Below are 19,321 nucleotides of genomic sequence, written 5' to 3' on the forward strand. Positions count from 1 at the left end.
CCACGGCATATGTATTTTTTATAAAGGGCGGTACGGTCTTACAAATCTTTTCGATATAAGTTTATTACATCTTTTAAAGCTGCAGCTGCAGCGCCTCTTGGATTAGAAGCCCCACCAATTGTAGTAACTTGTCCCATCGTATCTGTAAAGAACGTAATTCCTTTTTCGGTTCCATTTACTTTTGCTAATGGATGATCTTTTTCTATTTGGCACGGTTCAACATTTAAATTCACATTGCCTCCCTCATCCTTATATATTGATGCTATTAATTTAATAATTTTATGTTGTTCCTTAGCATTTCGAATTTGCTGTTTTGTAACGTGCTCGATTCCTTTTATATGTATATCAGTAAGTGTTTTCTCTGTTTCCATTAAGCTGTTTGTCAAAAGTAACAATTTACACGCACTATCTGAACCACTTATATCTAATATAGGGTTTGTCTCAGCAATTCCTTTATTTTGTGCTTCTTTCAATGCTTCTTCAAACGTCATATCTTCCTCATACATTTTCGTAAGAATATAATTAGTTGTTCCATTTAATATTCCTTCTATTTTTTCAATACTGCAACCGGCTAAACTAAATTGTCCGATATCTAGTGTCGGTAGTGCAGCGGCTGTTGCACCGCTATATCGAATTCGTATATTTGCGCCTTTTGCTGCTTCATTTATTTCTCTCCAATTTGTAACGAGCGCACCTTTAGAAATTGCTACTATATCCATCTGTTTTTCAATCGCTTGTTTCATATATTGTTTCCCTGGATTTCCATCTTTAAGATTTGTAACTGTTGATTCTACCAATACAGTACCACTTATGCTAGTTGTTGCACGTTCCTTCGGATGATACTCTAAATATTTTTCAATTGCAGCGGTACCGCCACCATACATCAATAAATGATGAAGAGATAAGCCTTCTTCATTATGTATTGCGATATTTCTCCCTAATACGCCGCTTACAACTAATTGAATCCCATATGTTTCATATATATATGAATATTTTTCATTTAATAATTTTATAAACTCTCTACCTACTGTTCCGTATCCCGATAATACAACTTGAATTTTCATAATATCCCCCCATATTTTTCTACCAAATCCCTCTTTCAATATAATATAAAGCGCTCTCGAATTCCATCGAGAGCGCTTTATTATTACCTATTTCGGTAAACGTGATAGCTTTTCAGCAATTGTTCTATAAAACTCTTGAATGCTAGAAAAACCTAACGAGTCTGAAACACTTAACCCTACCATGTCGAGATGGTCCCAATTCGCTTTCGTTTCGATATGATTCCATTTTCCAATCTGTAATGACTCATTATTATTTACAGTAACATTAGAAGATGGTGCAATCATAGAATTTGTATTTACTACACCATCATTTTGCCACCAAGAAGTATCAACTAGCGGACGGTTTTCTTCATATCTCGCATAAGAACCTAAGAAAAATGCATTTCCCATTAACACTTTATTCATCGTTATATGAGGCAAATGTAAACCTGTTATAGGTGCTGCTTGTGATGCATGTCCACTATATGATAAATAATACACATCTGGTTGCGTCTTTACCCAATTATTTAACTCCTTTGCACCATCTGTACTTAAATCCCATTGACTTATATCTTTTGTATTTTTCCAAAGTGAACTATTTAGAATACGATTACTATATTGGAAAAAGGACTCTCCAGCATTCTTCTTTATACCCCATTGATCCAATTTAAAATCATATAATGATAAATTATTGTTTCCCCCAAAGCTTGCAGTTGTAATGAGTAAATCTTTAACGAACGGCAGTAGAAGACTACCATCCGCAAGTGTTGTACCGTTGTGAGGGGTTGCTAATGTTGTAACACTATGAACATATGATTTTCCGCCTTCAAATAGTGGTGATATTTTGGTGTCTGGGTGATTTTTCACATAATTCTTTTCTTCAAAACTACCTTCTTTTAATAGCTGTACTAATGTTCTAATCGTTTGTCCACCCATGCTATGTCCAACTAAATGAACTTTATTTGTTTCACTCCAATTCGGCGCAAAACCACTATAAGTTCTGCCAAAACGATTATGTCCATGTTTCTCAGCATGGACTGCACCATAGTCTACTGTCCCACCGCTAATTTGTGCATACAATTCACATGCACGATCCCAGTTACTAGAAACAGGTCCAACAGCTGCGGTATGTACCGTATAACCATTTCGTTTCAAATCTTCCTGTATATCATGAACACCACCCCAATATTTTACGCCAAGCATTTCTTCTCTACCCCATCCAGCAAATCCATTCACCAATATGATAGGATAATTATTTTGTTGCCTCTCTTCAGCGTATGATATTTTCGCTGCGAATGAACATACGGTCACTAATGCAAAAAAACATATTTTTAAAAATAACTTCCCCATACTTTCTCCCCCCTAATAAAACGTTTACATTTTTCTTTTTAACTAATTAACAGAATAATTTAACAACTTAAACATAATGTAAAGTATTTTATATACTTTGTATATATAGAAAACATATACAAATGTTGATAAATATTAATTCAAGTAAATATTTACTTTTACAATATAACTTGTAAATCTATTTATTTAGATTTATAATTAGATATAGTTTCCTCATGTTAAAAAGATTTAAAAACCATAAGAAAACTAATCTCATTGCTTGAAAAGGAGGAAAAATCATGCAAATCGGATCAAATATTCATACATTGTCTCAACCTACTAAAATAACTCCATCTCATCTTGAGCATAATACTATCTCTTCTACTAAACTTGAAAGTAAGAAAATAAATGATCCTATCAAGTTTGATATTCGTTTATCTGAAAAAGAAATGAAACAGCCTGAGCATAAATTTAATGAATTAGATTTATGGAAGATGCTAAAAGATAAAGGTGTTCCTTTATGGATTATACTTGAAATGCTACAAAAGGCTCGTAAAGAAAAAGAAGCCCAAAATAATTCAGTTCAAAATTCAAATGGGATTGAGGAAACGAGTGAGACTCGATTAAATGAAGTAATGTAAGTTATTTAAACGGTATTAAAAAGAGCTCGAGGTTGATAAAGTATCCATCAACCTCGAGCTCTTTTTTAAGATTTTTCTCCAATCGTTACAAACTGAATTGATACCTCATCTCTATAACCTTCAATTAACTTTCTTACTTTTACTTTTTCATTAATCAACGTATTATCTGTCGATATTTTAGGGTTTTCATCACCTAATGACTTTTTCAAGTGTAGAAGTTGCATATTCGTTTCATTTGCTTTTATTTCTTTATACACACTATTTTTCGCCACAACGATATACCATAGTGCTCCATAGTCACGTTTATTGCCAAGCCAAGCATCACTACCATATGTAACAGGTATCTTGTTTCCTTCTATTTCAATACTTTTTATATTCTTTTCTTCTTCATTTATAAATAATAGGGAACTTTCTTTTGGAAAATTCGGCAACGTATCTAACGTTTTAGAAAGGGATGCTTGATCACGTTTACGAAAAAGCTTTGCATTCATCATCGCTTGTGCAGTAGATTCATTTATTATCAGAACCCTTTTTTGGTCAAATCTACCTGTTTTCACTGCAAAAGCTTCCTGTTCTTTCGTGTTTTCCTTATAACGATTCATAATTGCTCCAGTATGATTCTCATCTCCAATGATTAACACACCGTTAGCTGGAAATCTGTTTTCGTTTTTAGAGCATGCACTTACACTTAATAACAATAATATACTTAATATGAAAATAGATAATTGTTTTTTCATCACAGTTCCTTCCATAACTTCAAATTGTTTTTTTACATGCTTTTCTGCAATCTTACTTGCTGATTTTCTCTATTGTTCCATTGTCTTATGAAGCTTTTGTAAATAACGCCAACGAGTTATAAAGAAATATAAAACTTGTATACATATAAATGAAATTAAAATGACGATAGAGCTATTTAGAATAGAAAAATCGACTAATTGTTGTAATGCCATATAAGCGACTACAGTATGTATTACTGCAACGACAATTGGTAAGAAAAACATTAATAATAACTGTCTCGTTACAACTTTCTTTAGCTCCCGTTTACTTAACCCCATTTTCGAAATCATTTTATACTGCTGTTGATCACGATTCAAATCAGTATATAATCGGAAATAAATAAAACTAGCAGCAAATGTGAAGAAAACGATTCCGACTAAAACACTAGCCATAAGTAATAACCCATTCGTTTGTTTTGCACTTAACAACTCTATTGTTAGTGCTCTAAATTCAAAATGTATATCTCTAGGTTCTTGATCAAATATATTATTTAATTGGTTTGAAACCTCTTTCGTTTTTATCCAATCATCTACAACAAATCCGTAAGTACGATATTGAATAATATCTTCATTATCTGGACCACTATTCAGTGGAATTCCATCATATACATGATCTTGAATAGCAATATATATCCCTTTCGTATCATGTGGCAAAACTAAATTATCGACAGTTTTTTTCACATGAAATGTCTTTGTCCAATCGCCTTGAATGACTTCAATATTCTTCTTATAATCACCATTTTTAAATTCTTGTTTTTGTGATACCATTCCAGGAATTAATAACATTTCATCTTCTTTTTCAATCGTTTCTTGTTGATACCCTAGTGCTCTCGCAAGTTCGTTATATTCACTTAATTTCATTACATATACATTACTTTCTGTATATATATATGAAGATGAAGCCATTCGATACGGAATATTAGCATCAGCCAGATGGTTTTTTATAATAGAGAGATGTTTATCCGCTATTTTGTTGTTTTCAGGAGCCATGTATAGTAATGTATACGGATTCGTCATCCTTACTAAATCTTTATTTCCAAGAGCAGCTGTCGTGCCAATTGCTGTAAAAGCAACTGCTGATATAATAGATACTATAAAAAACATTGTTGCATTATCTTTCATACGATAAATTAATTCTGAAAATGTTAGTATATTTGTTCTCTTTAAAAAGAAAGTTTCTCTCCTTTTAGCAAGGTGCAATATATAAACACTACACTGTGTATATAAAAAATACGTTCCTATAATTACTAGGAGCACACCTATTCCAAGCGTAATAAAATTAGTACTTGGTATGAAGCGAAATACTGAAAAATATCCATATCCTATACTAATTAAAGAAAGTAGCGATAATAAAACTGAAGATTTCGGTTCAGGTTTTGGCTTTTCCTCTGCTCGAATAAGTTCCACAAGTTCCGTTACTTTTATCATTTTAAATGTAAATAATGAAACAATTAAAAACAAGAAAAGAAATGTGATAACTGTTAATAATACAGCCCGCACTGGTATATAAAAAGGTAAACCATTATTAATCATTAATACACTTGCACTTATCAATAAGACTAGTTTAGAAAATATGAGTCCAATGAAAATCCCTATACAAATTGAACCAAGTCCAATCAACATATTTTCAATTAATAATAATTTCTTAAGCTGTCTCATTGACATACCTTGCATCATTAAAACGCCAAATTCTTTCTTACGCGTCTTTAAAAACGAACTAACTGAATATAAAATGAAGAAAAATGAAAATACAAAAATCAATCCTTGCGAAACTGAAAATCCCAATGTACCAAATGCACTTATTGTTGCACTTGTCGATTTCAACTCACCTTGTAAATCAGGATGAAATAATAAAAGAGCATACGTAAAGAAAATCATAATAGAAAATGCACTACTTAAAAAATGGGCAGCATATGTACGCTTATTACGAAAAATATTATTAAATGCGAACTGACGAAAAGTCATGCCTTTTCCCTCCTAACAAAGAAAGAACATCCATAATCTTTTGATAAAAGGCTTGTCTGCTTTCACCACAATAAATTTCGTTATATAGTTGACCATCTTTAATAAATACTACTCTACTGCAAAAACTCGCAGCATACGGATCATGTGTAACTAACATCATCGTTGCTTTTTCTTCTTTATTAAGAGTATCAAGCATCTCCATTACATCATTTGAAGATTTAGAGTCCAAGTTCCCTGTTGGTTCATCTGCAAGTAATAATTGCGGCTTATGAACGATCGCACGAGCGATTGCTGTTCTTTGAGCTTGTCCCCCTGATATTTCAAATGTTCTTTTACTCAATATATCAGTAATGTTTAACTTCTCTGCAATCTCTTCCACTCGTTTATTCATTTCTCGGACGGAAACACCATCTAAAGTCATCGGCAATACGATGTTTTCTTTTACAGTAAGTGTGCTAAGAAGATTAAATGATTGAAAAACAAATCCTAATTGTTTTCTGCGGAATAACGCTAAATCTTCTGATGATAATTGGAAAGGATTTGTACCATTTATTAAAATTTCTCCCGATGATGGAGAATCAATAGTAGATACCATATTTAATAACGTTGTTTTTCCACTACCAGATGGCCCCATAATCCCTACAAATTCACCTTCTTGAATTGATAAATCAATATCAACTAATGCTTTATAAGGTATTTTCCCTTTATATACTTTACTAATACTTTTGGCATGTAAAATTTCCATGTATATTCTCCCTTCATTTGCACGTCTCATAACAGAGTGTAAATGAATTGTCTTACAGCTCATATTGATTCGTCTTTCATTTATCTTACACGCTTGTAAGTTTTCTAAAAAACTGATAATAAAACTATTTTCAAACTAAAATTAGCGCATAACTATCTTATAATAATTGTATAGTAGTAGGAAATACAATGTATAATAAATCTTTATTATATAAATGAGTAAAAGACCGATTGCTATCGGTCTTTTACTACCCAACGTTATATTTTTATCCACTCAGATTTTCTCAATATATAATGATTATATATTTGATTTTCTATCCTCTGTTGGCTCTTATAAATAAACCCGCATTTTTCAATAACTTTATTTGATGCTACATTGTTAATTAAAGCAATTGCGTTAAGGACATTTAAATTTGTTTCTTTAAACAAAAAGTCAATTAAACCTTTAGTCGCTTTTGTAGCATAGCCATGATTTTGATGTTCATTTGAGATAGCATACATTATCTCTCTGTTTGGTGAAGAGAGTTCTTCTTTCATACCTGTGCAGCACCATCCAATAAATTCATTTGTGGTTTTCTTAAATATTCCTAGTCTTAATATGTGATCATCTATGTTAGTCGTAGTTCTCACTGCATGAAGAAACGCTTTATTTTCTGGTATTTCATAATTTACAACCCAATTAACCCTTTGTTCTTTCATCGATTTCCAGTCCGGTAAAAATTTTTCTATTTCCGGTTGATTGGATATGTTATAAATACTCTCTGCATCTTTGACCGTAAACTCTTGTAGGTATATATCTCCACAATCTATTTTAAATAACTTAGTGAATCTCTCTTCATCCATGTTAATCCCCCTTACTTACATTAAAGCTCCTTAATCTGCTTCGTAAGTTCCATAAACCGTTCATCCAGTGCTTTATATTCTTTGTCGTTAGAAGTTAAAAAGCTTAATTTCCCTAGTACTTCTTGTCTCTCTGTTTCTAACGTTAAACGTAGCTCTTCAATATCATCTCTTGTTTTCGTAGGTTCTTCTAGCTGCTTTTGTATCGTATTGTTTGAAAACACGAGTTTTGTGTTAGTTGTTTTCTCCAAAAAATATCGATCGTGAGATACAATTACTAATGTTCCGTTATACTCAGCTAATGTATTTTCAAGTTGTTCACGTGAAGGTAGATCCAAGTGATTCGTCGGTTCGTCTAAAATGAGTACATCTTTTTCATCTAAAATATAAGCCATTAGCTTACATTTTACTCTTTCTCCCATACTCATATGCTCAATCGGCTCTTTCCATTGAGAAGCTTGGAACCCTAAATGTTTCATTAAATTTTGGACTTTTCCTCTTTCTTCAAACGTCTCTTTAAAAAATAAATTTTCTGGTGTTTTATCAAGCGGTAAATCAAAAACTTCTTGTGTTAAATAGCCGATGTTCGCAGATGGTGAAATCCATATTTCTCCTTCAGCAGTTTCCGTTCCCATAATCATCTTCAGTAATGTTGTTTTCCCACTACCGTTTGGTCCAACAATCGCAACTTTCTCACCGTGCTGAATTGTAAAATTAACGTTTTCAAATAATACTTTCCCATGAAAGTCTTTTTTTAATTGCTTCACTTCTAAAAAACGTTTTCCTACTTTTTTGTTCGCTTGAATAGAAAACTCAACTGAATACTCTTCTTTCACACGTTCTACTTTCGCTTTCTCCAGCTCTTTTTCAAGTCGTTTTCGTTTTGACTTCACTTGTGCATCCATTCGCTTCGCTTTTACACGATAGAATTCTTTCACACCTTCTTGTTTTGTAGACTGCGCGTGTGCCTTTTGTGACCATGAACTCAATTCTTTTATATGTGTTTCTACTTGTTCTATCTTTTTTTGCTGCTTTTCATATTCACGCTGCTGCGACTTTCTTTTTTGCTCACGTGCTTTCATGTAGCTCGTATAATTACCACTATGCTCAATTAATTTTTTGTCCTCAATTGACCATATCTTTGTTGCGACAACATCTAAAAAATATCGATCATGCGATACAACGATAACTGTACCTTTCATGTTTTTTATTTGTTTAATGAGAAATCCCGTACTGATCTCATCTAAATGATTTGTCGGTTCGTCTAATATTAAGACATTAGGATTTTCAGCAAATCCTTTTGCTAATCGAATTTTCAGCTTTTCACCACCACTTAAAGTATGAAAATCGTTCGTTGGCACGCCCCATTTCGCAAGAAGTTCTGCTTCTTTTGCAATTACATCATTACTAATAAAAGATTCTATTTCTTGCTCAACATATGCTGTTGTCATATTCATTTGCATCCATTCAACAGTACCTTTTGAAGGTTCAATCTTCCCGTTTATTAATTGAAGTAACGTTGATTTACCAGCACCATTTTTACCGATTAATCCGATAACATCCCCTTGTTTTACTGTCACATTCATTTTCTCTAACAACATATTTTCTTTTATTTCAACATAAACATCATTTAATTTTAATAGTTCTTTCATAAATATCGATCCCTTTCATTAAGGGAGAATAAAAAAATCCTCCCAAATAAATTTGGCAGGATTAGTCATTACATTATTTATACCCAAATAAGCTATTGCGCAATATAAATAGCAATACCGTTGTTTGGAATTGGGCAGACTAATCCTATTTTTTAGAAATTGAAATTTATTGAATTTCAACATTTAAAAATAAGATTAGTTAATCATCGTCCACCCATCATTCCTTTCCGTCATTAATAACCATATTGTACCATACTAGTACTGTATGAGTAAATGCAATTATTTGTGCTGTTAAAAAGATCGCTTTCTTTTAGGCTTATTTATCATTTCTTAGCTTCATATTGAACAAGCACAAATTACATTGATTGTAATACGTCCTTTAGATTTCCCCAGTAGTAAACTTCTAAGCACTCTCTCTTATATAAATTTTATATAAAAACAAAATGTTATTCGTTATCCAATAACCACTTATTGTTTTTCGATAAATTTTTATTGATTATTCCTTGTGATAAGCTATTATATCTTTACAGAAAATAATAATGTAAGGATTGATTTTATGGACAGGACATTAAAAATCACAAAGTTAAATATGTTTTTAATGATTTTTCTCATCCCGATTATAGTAGGGATAATTGTTGGTATACTAACTAAATTGGGGCAAAGTATACTTCCTGGACATTGGAATTCATTAGCTAATCTAGGAAGCGTTTGGTTAGTTCCATCCTTTTTTGTGGCTAGCTTTAGTTATTCTAAGCGTACAGCTATACTTTCTGGTATCCTTGCACTATTCGGAATGGTATTAGGCTACTATGGTTATGCAATAGTTATTAAAAATATAGCTCACTCTATTTATTTTATATCTGTATGGATTGTATGTGCATGTATAGGAGGAACTATCTTTGGAATTGCAGGTTTTCTATGGAAAGATACTACAAATCCACTTCATAAATTCGGAAGCTCACTTATTAGTGGAGTTTTTGTAACAGATGGACTTCACATTCTTTTAAATTTTGAAGACTATAGTCACATGTTACCTGTTGGATATACCGAAGTCATAGTCGGGATTATCTTGATTCTTGTATTAGAACGCTCTAATGCTCATCGAATTTCTTCTTTCTTAATGATGATTCCTATCACTATTTTGGGATTAATTGGATATAAATTATTAAGTTTGTTTACTTAATTAAAATTCATAAAGCTAGCTCTTTTAAAGGGCGAGCTTTTTCTTACAATAAACTATTTATATATTAATAAATTATTAAATCCTCTCATTTAACAGCCTTATTTATTATTGTGTCATTACACATACTTACACGACCTTTTATTAGAATCATACCAGTCTTGTATATCATTTCATTTAATCCATATAAAGTAAGGCTAAAAAACTTATTTCAAAAGTTCTTTAGCCTGAGTCATTTTACACATTAAAAAATATAATACGTACAACGGTACCTTTACCAACTTCTGAATAGATTTCTACACTATGTCCTAATTGCTTCGTAATTTCATATACGAGATATAGCCCCATTCCAGTTGATTCTTTAAAATCTCTACCGTTTTCTCCTGTAAAGAAAGGTTTGAATACTCTTGGTAAATCTTGCTTCGGTATACCTACACCATTATCAGCAATTTCAAGTATAACATTATTACCTTCCTTACAAGCTTTCACTTTAATTTTCTCTCTACTACCTGATGAATATTTAATCGCATTCGATAGTATTTGTCCGATTAAAAATTGTAACCATTTCGCATCACTTTCTACAGTAATGTCCTTATCAATTTCAAGCTCTGGATATACAAAATTTCGGATAAAGAAACGTTTATGCTCATGTACCGAATCATTCACTATTTTATGTAGTTGTACTCTTTCTACATAAAAATCTTGTGTAAATGCTTCTAAACGTGCGACATACAGAGCCATTTCTAATCCCTTTTTTAATCGATCAGTTTCCTCATTTATACTTTCAAAACGTGAATCTACTTCATCCTGTGTAATTAATTCTATTACAGATAAAGGTGTTTTCATTTGATGAATCCACTGATTCATAAAGGTTAAATGGTCATTATTTTTTCTCTCTTGCATTTGCAGCTGATTTTGATAATGTCGATATTGCACCTCAAGTAGTTCTTGAAGAGCAGCCGATACAGCTGCAAAATCAGATTTTTGAACAGATTCATCCAAAGATTGCATCGGGTTTGCTAGGCGCTCATAAAAAGAACGATGTGTAAAATAACGAAACACTAAATAACTTCCCATAAAGAAAACACCTAGAAACATTGCATATAACGCCGTTGTAATATGATTATGCCCATCAAACCAATATACGAGAAATATAGCTAGTAGTTGAATTATGGTAAAGCAAATAAGTGGTATATGATCACGTATAAACAACCTTATCATTTTTCTATACCATTATCCCAAGTAATATGAAATCTATATCCAACACTACGAATCGTTTCAATCGCACCTTCTATATGCAACGTTTGTAACTTTTTACGCACACGTGTTGTATTTACACTTAATGTATTATCATCAACATAAGATTCACTATCCCATAATTTATTAAGTAACACTTCTCTACTCACAACACGCGGATAATTTTTCATTAATGTCTCTAATAAAATGGCTTCGTTTCTCGTTATATCAATCTCGTCATTTCTAAGTTTCAATACAAGTCTTTCAGGATATAAACAAAGACCTTGTTGTTCAATCATTCGTTCTTCTAATTTCGGTGCATAATCTCCATATGCACGTCTTAAATGACTACGAATTTTCGCCACTACAACTTCATAATGAAAAGGCTTCGGAATAAAATCATCGCCACCGTTTTCTAACGCCATAACTTGATCCATCGTGCCTTCACGGGCCGAAATGAATAGTATCGGACATGTTGAAACTCCCCGAATTTGACGACACCAAAAGTACCCATCAAAACTCGGTAAATTAATATCTAATAAAACTAACTCTGGTTGTTCTTCTAAAAAAATGTTTAATACATTTTGAAAGTCCGATACAATAACTCCTTGATAACCATATTTCGCAACATGTGTCGATAATAGTTCTGCAATTTTCATATCGTCTTCTACAATCATAATTTTGACCATTATTGAACTCCTTTTTAATCCACAATCTCAAATATACTTATATAAAATAAATACTACCTCTTTTCACAAAATCAGTAAATTAAAAAAAGGATGCTTTTATACAAAAGTATCCTTTTTCGTCCCTTATCTATTTAATATGAAATTTACTAAAAGTAAATCCTAGTTTCTCCACATAATCCATTCCTAGTTCCATACGCGCTGTTTTCAGCGGATCCACAACTTGGCAAACTTTTAAATTACCTACTGCCGATAATAAAAGCGTTGCATCAGCTTTAGACATTGCTAATTCTTCATGTAAAAATGTCACCATATTACGTACAGCACGATTTGCTGCATCATCTAACAATTTCTCTGAAGCAATCGTCATCATTTTTTCTTTTTGAATAGCCATTGGTAATGGCCATTGTTTTCCTTTTATAATTTGAACTGTTACCGTTACCTCACCAGCAACCTCTACACCACTAACACCAATTTCACCATCACCCATTGCTGCGTGTAAATCACCTAATGCTAATAGTGCTCCTGGGACATTAACTGGTAGTAGTAATGTTGTTCCTTCTTTAATTTCTTTACAGTCCATATTCCCGCCGTGATCATGCGGTTTGCCACATGAAATGCTCTCTTCTTTCGGTGCAGTACCAATTACCCCAATCATTGGATTAATCGGGATTTGTAGTTCACTTGAAAACAAAACATATTCATTATGTATTGGGACAATTTTCACTGTATTTTCATTTAACTCATCACCCATTACACCAAGGTTTGCACCTGTAGTTAAAACGCCCTGCTCTGCAATTTCAATTTTTTCAATCGTTACGACTAATATATCGCCAGGTTCTGCTCCTTTAACATATACAGGTCCAGTCGCTGGATTAATTCGGTTCCAATCTAATTCTTGTAACACAACATCTTCAGAATCGATTTGATTTTCAAAGCAATCATATGTTTCAAATACAAGACTGCTCCCAATTTCTACTTCCATACACGGCTTATTTTCTGGTGACATTGAGTAAATGATATGGTCTTTATGAATTCGATACATAATACCTCTCCCTTTTATATTTATCTACTATTACTAATTAGCTTTTTTTATACAAGCTCCTCTTAAAATTAAATGTTATTTTTATGTAAAAAAGCACGCAGATTGTTTTATAACATACACTCTTTACTATAACAGAAAGGTGGTATCACTATGCCCCTTATTCCATACAACGAAAGTGATGTTGATTTACTAGCTCGATTAATTCGTGCTGAAGCTGAAGGCGAAGGTCGCCAAGGTGAGGAGTTAGTTGGCTGCGTAGTAGTAAACCGTGTATTTTGTGATTGCTTAGATTTTAAACAACTCCGTACCGTACGAGACGCTGTATATCAAAGCCCCGGCGGATTTGAAGCAGTACAATATGGATATTTTTATCAACGCGCTCGTGAATCAGAAAAAGAAATCGCACGAAAAGTTTTACAAGGTCAATGGCGCTGGCCTGCACGATGGGCTCTTTGGTATTTCCGTCCAGTTGGAGCTTGTCCGCCTGAATGGTATAATCAGCCATTTGTAGGACAGTTTAAAAGCCATTGTTTTTATGAACCAAGTGGTGATGAATGTCCGAAAATGTATTCACGATAGTAAAATTTGCAACGCAAGTACTTAGAAATTTTGGTACTTGCGTTGCTTTTAACTGTGTTTTAGAAATCTAATAGTGTGATGAAATTTTCTATGCCTACTACATGTATTAATAATGGTATACGAGGACCATTTGATTGATTCATAATGAGCTTATATATAATAGTGAATAATTGTTTTTGATTTTCTTTCATTATTTTTTTATTTTCATGATGACAAATCCCATATAATTGCTCCATTAAGTTAGAGTAATCTTTATTAGAACGAAGTATTTTACAAACTTCTACTAGCCATTCTTTCTGCCTTTCATCTAATGTGTAGTAAAACTCTGCATTTTTCTCCTCATTTACCGCGATTAATTTTTCAGATTGAAAGTTTCTTATCCAATACTCTGCGCGATTACTTATCGCTCTCATTTCATCTAATGCATAGCTCCTATCTATTTTCTTTAATATCCCCTGTAAAATAGTTGAATCAAAATTTAATAATGGTAACGTTCCTGCTACTTGATTAAATTTCGGATATTCTTTAATCTCACTATCAACTCTAGAGATTTTAATTGCATCAAATAAATCTTCATTTTTGAGCGTTTTATTTTCATAACTATCTTTCAATCGCTCATACTCTGTATAATTACGAATCACATCTTCATCCAACCCAATATGAAAAGCAGCGCCTGGTTTGTATTTTGCAAACATAAAGAGAATTACTTCTGGTATATACACTTTCAATAAATTGCTTGGTGTAATACTATTCCCTGAAGAACTAGACATTTTTTCATGATTCCCTTTAATACCAATAAAATCGTAAGCAACGTAATGAGGCACTTCTCGATTGAATATTTTCCTTGCAATTTCTTTTGATACATTATAACTACCCGTTTCTGATGAATGATCTCTACCGCCCGGTTCAAAAATAACATCCTCTATCATCCATCTCATCGGCCAATCGATTTTCCAGTTTAGTTTCATTTTATTTGTATTTAATACGGATAACTCTTTTTCATTTCCGCATTCACATTCATACCGGACTGTTTTTAATACTTCATCAAAATGTGTAATAGTTGTTGTATCTTTTCCGCATCTCTCACAATATAATGTAGCTGGATAAAAGCTCTCTCGCTCTTCTTCACTACACTCTCTAGTTTTAAAACCCATTAAAATATCATATATTTCTTTTCGTTTATACAAGGCCTCTAATATATTTTTGTTATACCTTCCGCTTCTATATTCATCATGTTGATAAATAAATTCTACTTCAATTCCAAATGCTTGAAGCGATTTTTCAAACTCTTTTTCAAAATGCTCCGCATACGAGTTATGACATCCATACGGATCTGGAATATCACAGTATGGCATACCAATATACTTTGCAAAAGATGGATCAATATTTTTTGGAACTTTTCTAAACCTATCATAATCATCCCACGAAAATATAAAACGAGTCTTTTTCCCTAAATCTTGAAGTGCTCTTACTACGAAATAAGTCGTTACGATTTCACGAAAGTTCCCAATATGAACAGAACCTGACGGACTAATTCCAGATGCACAAACAAACATTTCTTTATTTGGATGTTTCCTAATTAATTCATGTGCTACTTCATACGCCCAATGCATATATTACTCACCTCAATTATTTTTTGTTTCTCATTTCCAGTTTTATGCAACAAAAAAACTCCCACCCCCAAGATTATTCATCTTGAGGACGAGAGTTGTTAGCTTCGCGGTACCACCTCAGTTTGTTAATATGTCACCATATTAACCTCTTCAGGTACGGCAAAATATGCTTATACCCTATCTCTATAACGGGAGAACCCGTCGCACCATCCCTAAATAAATTAGTTCCTTGCGCAGCTCCAAGTCTTTTTTCATTAAGATGTATACCGCTCTTTCTCAGCTACCAGAGCTCTCTGTACGTATTCTTTCTTAACTACTCTTCTCTTCTATGCCTTAAATATTAGTTTTTTAATATGATAATTTATAACACTTTTATTGTCAAACTTTTCCGAATCGAAATCGTAAAATTATCTAAAAAAATTCTTTATCGCTTCTAATTGAATTTTGTGGCTACACTCATCACAACAATATGCCCCTTTTGGTTTCTCTTTAAATCGCTTATATTTTTCACTGCCTTCGTAAACACGAAATATATTCTTACAAGAAAAGCAAACAATCTCATAAAACATCATATGCATTTTCCTCTCCTTGTTTATACACTTTTTTAATCACTTGAGAAGGTCATTTTTCTACAGTATAAATTTTAATATCCTTTGACTAAAAGGTTTACCTCTATTCTTATCGAATTATATTAATATCTTATAACGCGAGGTGAACATCTTGTTCAGTAATATAGAATTAGTTTTAGATGCTAAAGCAAGTTTAGCCGAAGGACCATGTTGGAATGGAAAAAAGCAACTTTTATATTGGGTTGATATTATGGAGAGAAAATTATGCATATATAATCCTACCGCTAATACGAACCGAGTAATTGTTCTCAATCAACAAATTGGCTGTGTTGTTCCATATTTAGAGGATGTACTACTCTTAGCTATGGAAAACGGCTTTTATTCTATTAATGTAAATACAGAAAAACTGACACATATTTTTGACCCTGAACCACATTTAATAGAAAATCGTTTCAATGATGGAAAATGTGATCCAGCTGGTCGTTTCTGGGCAGGTTCTACAGATACATACGGTATGAATGCTGCAGGTTCCTTGTATTGTTTACATCATAATTTAAGTGTAGAGAAAAAAGTTTCACATGTAAATACATCAAATGGAATTGCTTGGTCACCTGATCATACATACTTTTACTTTATAGATACACCTACTAAAAAAGTGGTTCGCTATCAATATAATATACGTACTGGAGACATTCATAATCCAAGTGATGTAATCAATTTCTCTGAAAATGATGGTCTACCTGATGGTATGACAATTGACGAAGAAGGTTGTTTATGGATTGCACATTGGGGAGGTTCAAAAATAACTAGATGGAATCCCTTTACTGGAGAACAAATATTAAGCATTCCAATTCCCGCGTTATATGTAACATCATGTACATTTGGTGGGCCTAATTTAACAGATTTATATGTTACAACAGCCAGAACAAGAATGAGTGATAACGAATTAAAAGAGTATCCACATGCTGGTGGTATTTTTCGAATTCAAACAAATGTTAAAGGCTGTCCCACCTATTCATTTTGCAATAAAAATATTGGAGCTGAAACAATGTGAACCGTATCGATTACATAAGACAAGAAGAAAAGAAATATCACGACCTTTGCTATGAACAATATAAACTGTTTGAAGCTGGCTCTTGGCTTTTCAAACCAGTTAAAACGGTTATGGACTTGATGAACCACTTTGACGGACAAAACAACTTGCAAGTACTTGACCTTGGCTCTGGCGTTGGGAGAAATAGCATTCCAATTGCAAAAAAAATAAAAAATACTAGCGGCACCGTTACATGTGTTGATTTACTTAATTCCGCTTTAACAAAGCTACAAATTTATAGCAAAGAACATGATGTATTCGAGGCTATAAAAACAGAAGAAGCAGCAATTGAAAACTATCATATTGACTCTAACGCTTATGATTATATCGTTGCAGTATCAAGTTTAGAACATGTCAGATCAGAAGAAGATTTTAAAAATGTACTCCACTCTATGAAAAGAGGTACAAAAAACGGCGGTATTAATTGTTTAATTATTAACTCTAACATACAAGAAATTGATTCAATAACGAATGAAGAATTAGAAGCTTTAATTGAAATTAATCTTTCAACCGAAGAAATGATAAGTACTTTAAAAGCATTTATAAAGAATGGAAAGAACTAAAAGTTGAAATAAAAGAATTAGCTTATGATATTGTTCGAAATGAAAGACACATTCAATTAAAAACAAATGCTATATCGTTTGTAGTTCAGAAATAATCGTATAATAAAGATATGATTATTTCTCTCAGATTTATTTTTATTGCACGAAATTTGCAACTATAAATATTTATGAAACAAAAAAAAAGAGCACTTGTTTCCGCAAGTGCTCTTTTGGGATTTTGAGATACCCTATTAACGAAAGTTAAGGTTACTTAAAGTTAAAAGGTATTTATATTATATGCTTGTCCTTTTATTTGTGCATAATCAATATATAAACATCTTTAATCATTCTTAATAACTTTTAGTTATCGTTCTTTCTTACATTTTATCATTAAGAAATTGATTGAAGGTTTATTTGCCATGTTCTTATTTGGTTCATCAATTTCCGAAACTTGTACTAATCTATATTGATTAAAATCTTTTTATAGATTCAGAATCATAAAAGAACATTTTTACACCGTCCATTATCTCATAATAATCTTTATCCAACTGTTTTCCTTTTCCGTACATGGGAGCTTTTTTAGAAACAGTTGTAAAAACCATATATCCGCCTGGTTTTAACTGATTATAACAATCTTCAATAAATTTCTCTCTTTCCTGTTCATTCAACAAATGAAGAAGTGCATGACTAAATATCCCATCATACAGTTTATTATCAAAAGGCATTTCGTTTACTGAACCGTGATACATACTAACATCTTCTAGTCCGTTTTCTCTTGCTAAATCGATTGCTGTTTTCGAAATTTCAATACCTGTTACATTTATACCATTATCGATAAAAACCTTTGCATTTCTTCCATATCCAATACCCGGAACTAATATATTCTTAACGTTCTTTTCAAGAAAAAAATCTTTTGTCAAAATTGCAGATTCTGTAGGTTCAAATCCCCACATCGTTTGTTTTTCGATAAAACTTGATTCCCAAAATTCCATTATGTATCTATCTCCTTATTTTCAATCCATTTTTAGTATCACATGAAAAACTTATAAATTTTAACGCTGCGTCTACCTATGCCAAATTAGTTTTTTACCACATTCACTATAAGTCCATTGAATATAGCACAATTATAAGCCTATATCTATTATAATGATTGGTTTAAAATCCACCCTATTTTATTAATCCTTACGTTTGTAGAAAAATAAAAAAGCCAATACTTCCGTTATAGTATTGGCTTTTTCTCACGAGAAATTATCTTTTTATATTGTACCGATCTAATACTTTTTCTAACATTTCTAAAGTTATTGGTTGTGCTTCTTTTATTAATTGATAACCAATACGACCATTCGGTTCCGCTGTAACTTGCTGTAAACTCTTTACGTCATGAATCCCTTTTTCTCTTAATTGCATATAAAGTTGTTGTTCCGACATTTTTGCCTGCATCAAATTCTCTTTTACAATCTCTCCGTTTTCAACAATTATAATGCTACTTCCATTTAAAAATTGTTCCACCTTCCTTGATTTCAATTCAAAGAAATGAATGATAAGTAATATGCTTGCAAATATGATAGCCGCGAATATAGATGGGACTACTTTTCTACTTAATACAGGTTCTACAATAATACGGCCAATTGATACAACTATAATGATTTCAGCTCTTGTCATTTGGCTCACAGATGTACTACCTGTCATTTTCAAAACAATTATTCCAGTAAAAGTTAATATAATACTTTCCCAAATTATATTCATAATAACCCAATCCTTTAATGGTGTATTTTACTATCATTGCCA

General features: G+C 32.3%; 17 protein-coding genes, 2 pseudogenes and 1 other annotated feature. Of the genes and pseudogenes, 5 read left to right on the plus strand and 14 right to left on the minus strand.

Going from position 1 to position 19,321, the window contains the following annotated elements; translation table 11 throughout:
• Positions 1–38: 38 nt before the first annotated feature.
• Both IQ781_RS02935 and IQ781_RS02940 read right to left on the minus strand, forming a co-directional pair.
• On the minus strand, positions 39–1,064 hold the full coding sequence (locus IQ781_RS02935; RefSeq protein ID WP_000701770.1) for a homoserine dehydrogenase: 1,026 nt from the start codon (positions 1,062–1,064) through the stop codon (positions 39–41).
• An 87-nt stretch (positions 1,065–1,151) separates the two neighbouring features.
• Positions 1,152–2,393, minus strand: coding sequence for an esterase/lipase family protein (locus tag IQ781_RS02940; RefSeq protein ID WP_000517073.1), 1,242 nt, complete (start codon positions 2,391–2,393; stop codon positions 1,152–1,154).
• A 278-nt stretch (positions 2,394–2,671) separates the two neighbouring features.
• Here IQ781_RS02940 and IQ781_RS02945 point away from each other — a divergent pair, with 278 nt between their 5' ends.
• Complete coding sequence (locus IQ781_RS02945) at positions 2,672–3,013, plus strand: DUF3914 domain-containing protein (protein ID WP_001165491.1); 342 nt, start codon at positions 2,672–2,674, stop codon at positions 3,011–3,013.
• A 65-nt stretch (positions 3,014–3,078) separates the two neighbouring features.
• Here the strand turns inward: IQ781_RS02945 and IQ781_RS02950 are convergent, their stop codons facing one another.
• From IQ781_RS02950 to abc-f, 5 genes are all read right to left on the minus strand, one after another.
• Positions 3,079–3,750: a lipoprotein BA_5634 family protein gene (locus IQ781_RS02950; protein ID WP_000744467.1), complete on the minus strand. Its 672-nt coding sequence runs from the start codon at positions 3,748–3,750 to the stop codon at positions 3,079–3,081.
• Positions 3,751–3,819: 69 nt separating this feature from the next.
• Complete coding sequence (locus tag IQ781_RS02955; protein ID WP_000144161.1) at positions 3,820–5,754, minus strand: ABC transporter permease; 1,935 nt, start codon at positions 5,752–5,754, stop codon at positions 3,820–3,822.
• Positions 5,729–6,499 (minus strand): ABC transporter ATP-binding protein, encoded by a 771-nt coding sequence (locus tag IQ781_RS02960; RefSeq protein WP_000404266.1) that lies wholly within the window; start codon positions 6,497–6,499, stop codon positions 5,729–5,731. The genes IQ781_RS02955 and IQ781_RS02960 overlap by 26 nt, the downstream gene beginning before the upstream one ends.
• 257 nt (positions 6,500–6,756) lie before the next feature.
• On the minus strand, positions 6,757–7,341 hold the full coding sequence (locus IQ781_RS02965) for a GNAT family N-acetyltransferase (protein WP_000343078.1): 585 nt from the start codon (positions 7,339–7,341) through the stop codon (positions 6,757–6,759).
• A 20-nt stretch (positions 7,342–7,361) separates the two neighbouring features.
• A complete protein-coding gene (gene abc-f, locus IQ781_RS02970; RefSeq protein WP_000661373.1) occupies positions 7,362–8,990 on the minus strand; it encodes a ribosomal protection-like ABC-F family protein in 1,629 nt (542 codons plus the stop codon).
• Between the two features lie 556 nt (positions 8,991–9,546).
• Between abc-f and IQ781_RS02975 the strand changes: the two genes are divergently transcribed.
• A complete protein-coding gene (locus IQ781_RS02975) occupies positions 9,547–10,173 on the plus strand; it encodes a DUF6518 family protein (protein ID WP_000376264.1) in 627 nt (208 codons plus the stop codon).
• Between the two features lie 234 nt (positions 10,174–10,407).
• Here the strand turns inward: IQ781_RS02975 and IQ781_RS02980 are convergent, their stop codons facing one another.
• The 3 genes from IQ781_RS02980 to IQ781_RS02990 form a co-directional block, all read right to left on the minus strand.
• Entirely contained in the window at positions 10,408–11,391 is a 984-nt protein-coding gene (locus tag IQ781_RS02980; protein WP_002183605.1) for a sensor histidine kinase, read from the minus strand.
• A complete protein-coding gene (locus tag IQ781_RS02985; protein ID WP_000238994.1) occupies positions 11,388–12,095 on the minus strand; it encodes a response regulator transcription factor in 708 nt (235 codons plus the stop codon). Before IQ781_RS02985 ends, IQ781_RS02980 begins: the two co-directional genes overlap by 4 nt.
• 127 nt (positions 12,096–12,222) lie before the next feature.
• Complete coding sequence (locus tag IQ781_RS02990) at positions 12,223–13,137, minus strand: acetamidase/formamidase family protein (RefSeq protein ID WP_000285667.1); 915 nt, start codon at positions 13,135–13,137, stop codon at positions 12,223–12,225.
• Positions 13,138–13,287: 150 nt separating this feature from the next.
• Between IQ781_RS02990 and IQ781_RS02995 the strand changes: the two genes are divergently transcribed.
• Complete coding sequence (locus IQ781_RS02995; RefSeq protein ID WP_001128402.1) at positions 13,288–13,716, plus strand: cell wall hydrolase; 429 nt, start codon at positions 13,288–13,290, stop codon at positions 13,714–13,716.
• A 59-nt stretch (positions 13,717–13,775) separates the two neighbouring features.
• On the opposite strand, the gene lysS is transcribed toward IQ781_RS02995, so the two are convergent.
• Together lysS and IQ781_RS03005 are read right to left on the minus strand one after the other, a co-directional pair.
• A complete protein-coding gene (gene lysS, locus IQ781_RS03000) occupies positions 13,776–15,329 on the minus strand; it encodes a lysine--tRNA ligase (RefSeq protein ID WP_000558598.1) in 1,554 nt (517 codons plus the stop codon).
• Positions 15,330–15,410: 81 nt separating this feature from the next.
• Positions 15,411–15,667, minus strand: a binding site (T-box leader).
• Between the two features lie 69 nt (positions 15,668–15,736).
• Complete coding sequence (locus tag IQ781_RS03005; RefSeq protein ID WP_000551042.1) at positions 15,737–15,907, minus strand: DUF2197 domain-containing protein; 171 nt, start codon at positions 15,905–15,907, stop codon at positions 15,737–15,739.
• A 142-nt stretch (positions 15,908–16,049) separates the two neighbouring features.
• On the opposite strand from IQ781_RS03005, the gene IQ781_RS03010 reads away from it, so the two are divergent.
• On the plus strand, positions 16,050–16,952 hold the full coding sequence (locus IQ781_RS03010) for an SMP-30/gluconolactonase/LRE family protein (protein WP_000492432.1): 903 nt from the start codon (positions 16,050–16,052) through the stop codon (positions 16,950–16,952).
• Positions 16,949–17,649 (plus strand): annotated as a pseudogene (locus IQ781_RS03015) (class I SAM-dependent methyltransferase). Before IQ781_RS03010 ends, IQ781_RS03015 begins: the two are co-directional and overlap by 4 nt.
• A 248-nt stretch (positions 17,650–17,897) precedes the next feature.
• On the opposite strand, the pseudogene IQ781_RS03020 reads toward IQ781_RS03015, so the two are convergent.
• A pseudogene (locus tag IQ781_RS03020) lies at positions 17,898–18,525 on the minus strand (class I SAM-dependent methyltransferase).
• 256 nt (positions 18,526–18,781) lie between these two features.
• Complete coding sequence (locus tag IQ781_RS03025) at positions 18,782–19,279, minus strand: DUF421 domain-containing protein (RefSeq protein ID WP_001021703.1); 498 nt, start codon at positions 19,277–19,279, stop codon at positions 18,782–18,784.
• Positions 19,280–19,321: the final 42 nt, after the last annotated feature.

The organism is Bacillus sp. N447-1 (genome assembly GCF_022701035.1).
GTDB classification, from domain to species: domain Bacteria; phylum Bacillota; class Bacilli; order Bacillales; family Bacillaceae_G; genus Bacillus_A; species Bacillus_A cereus.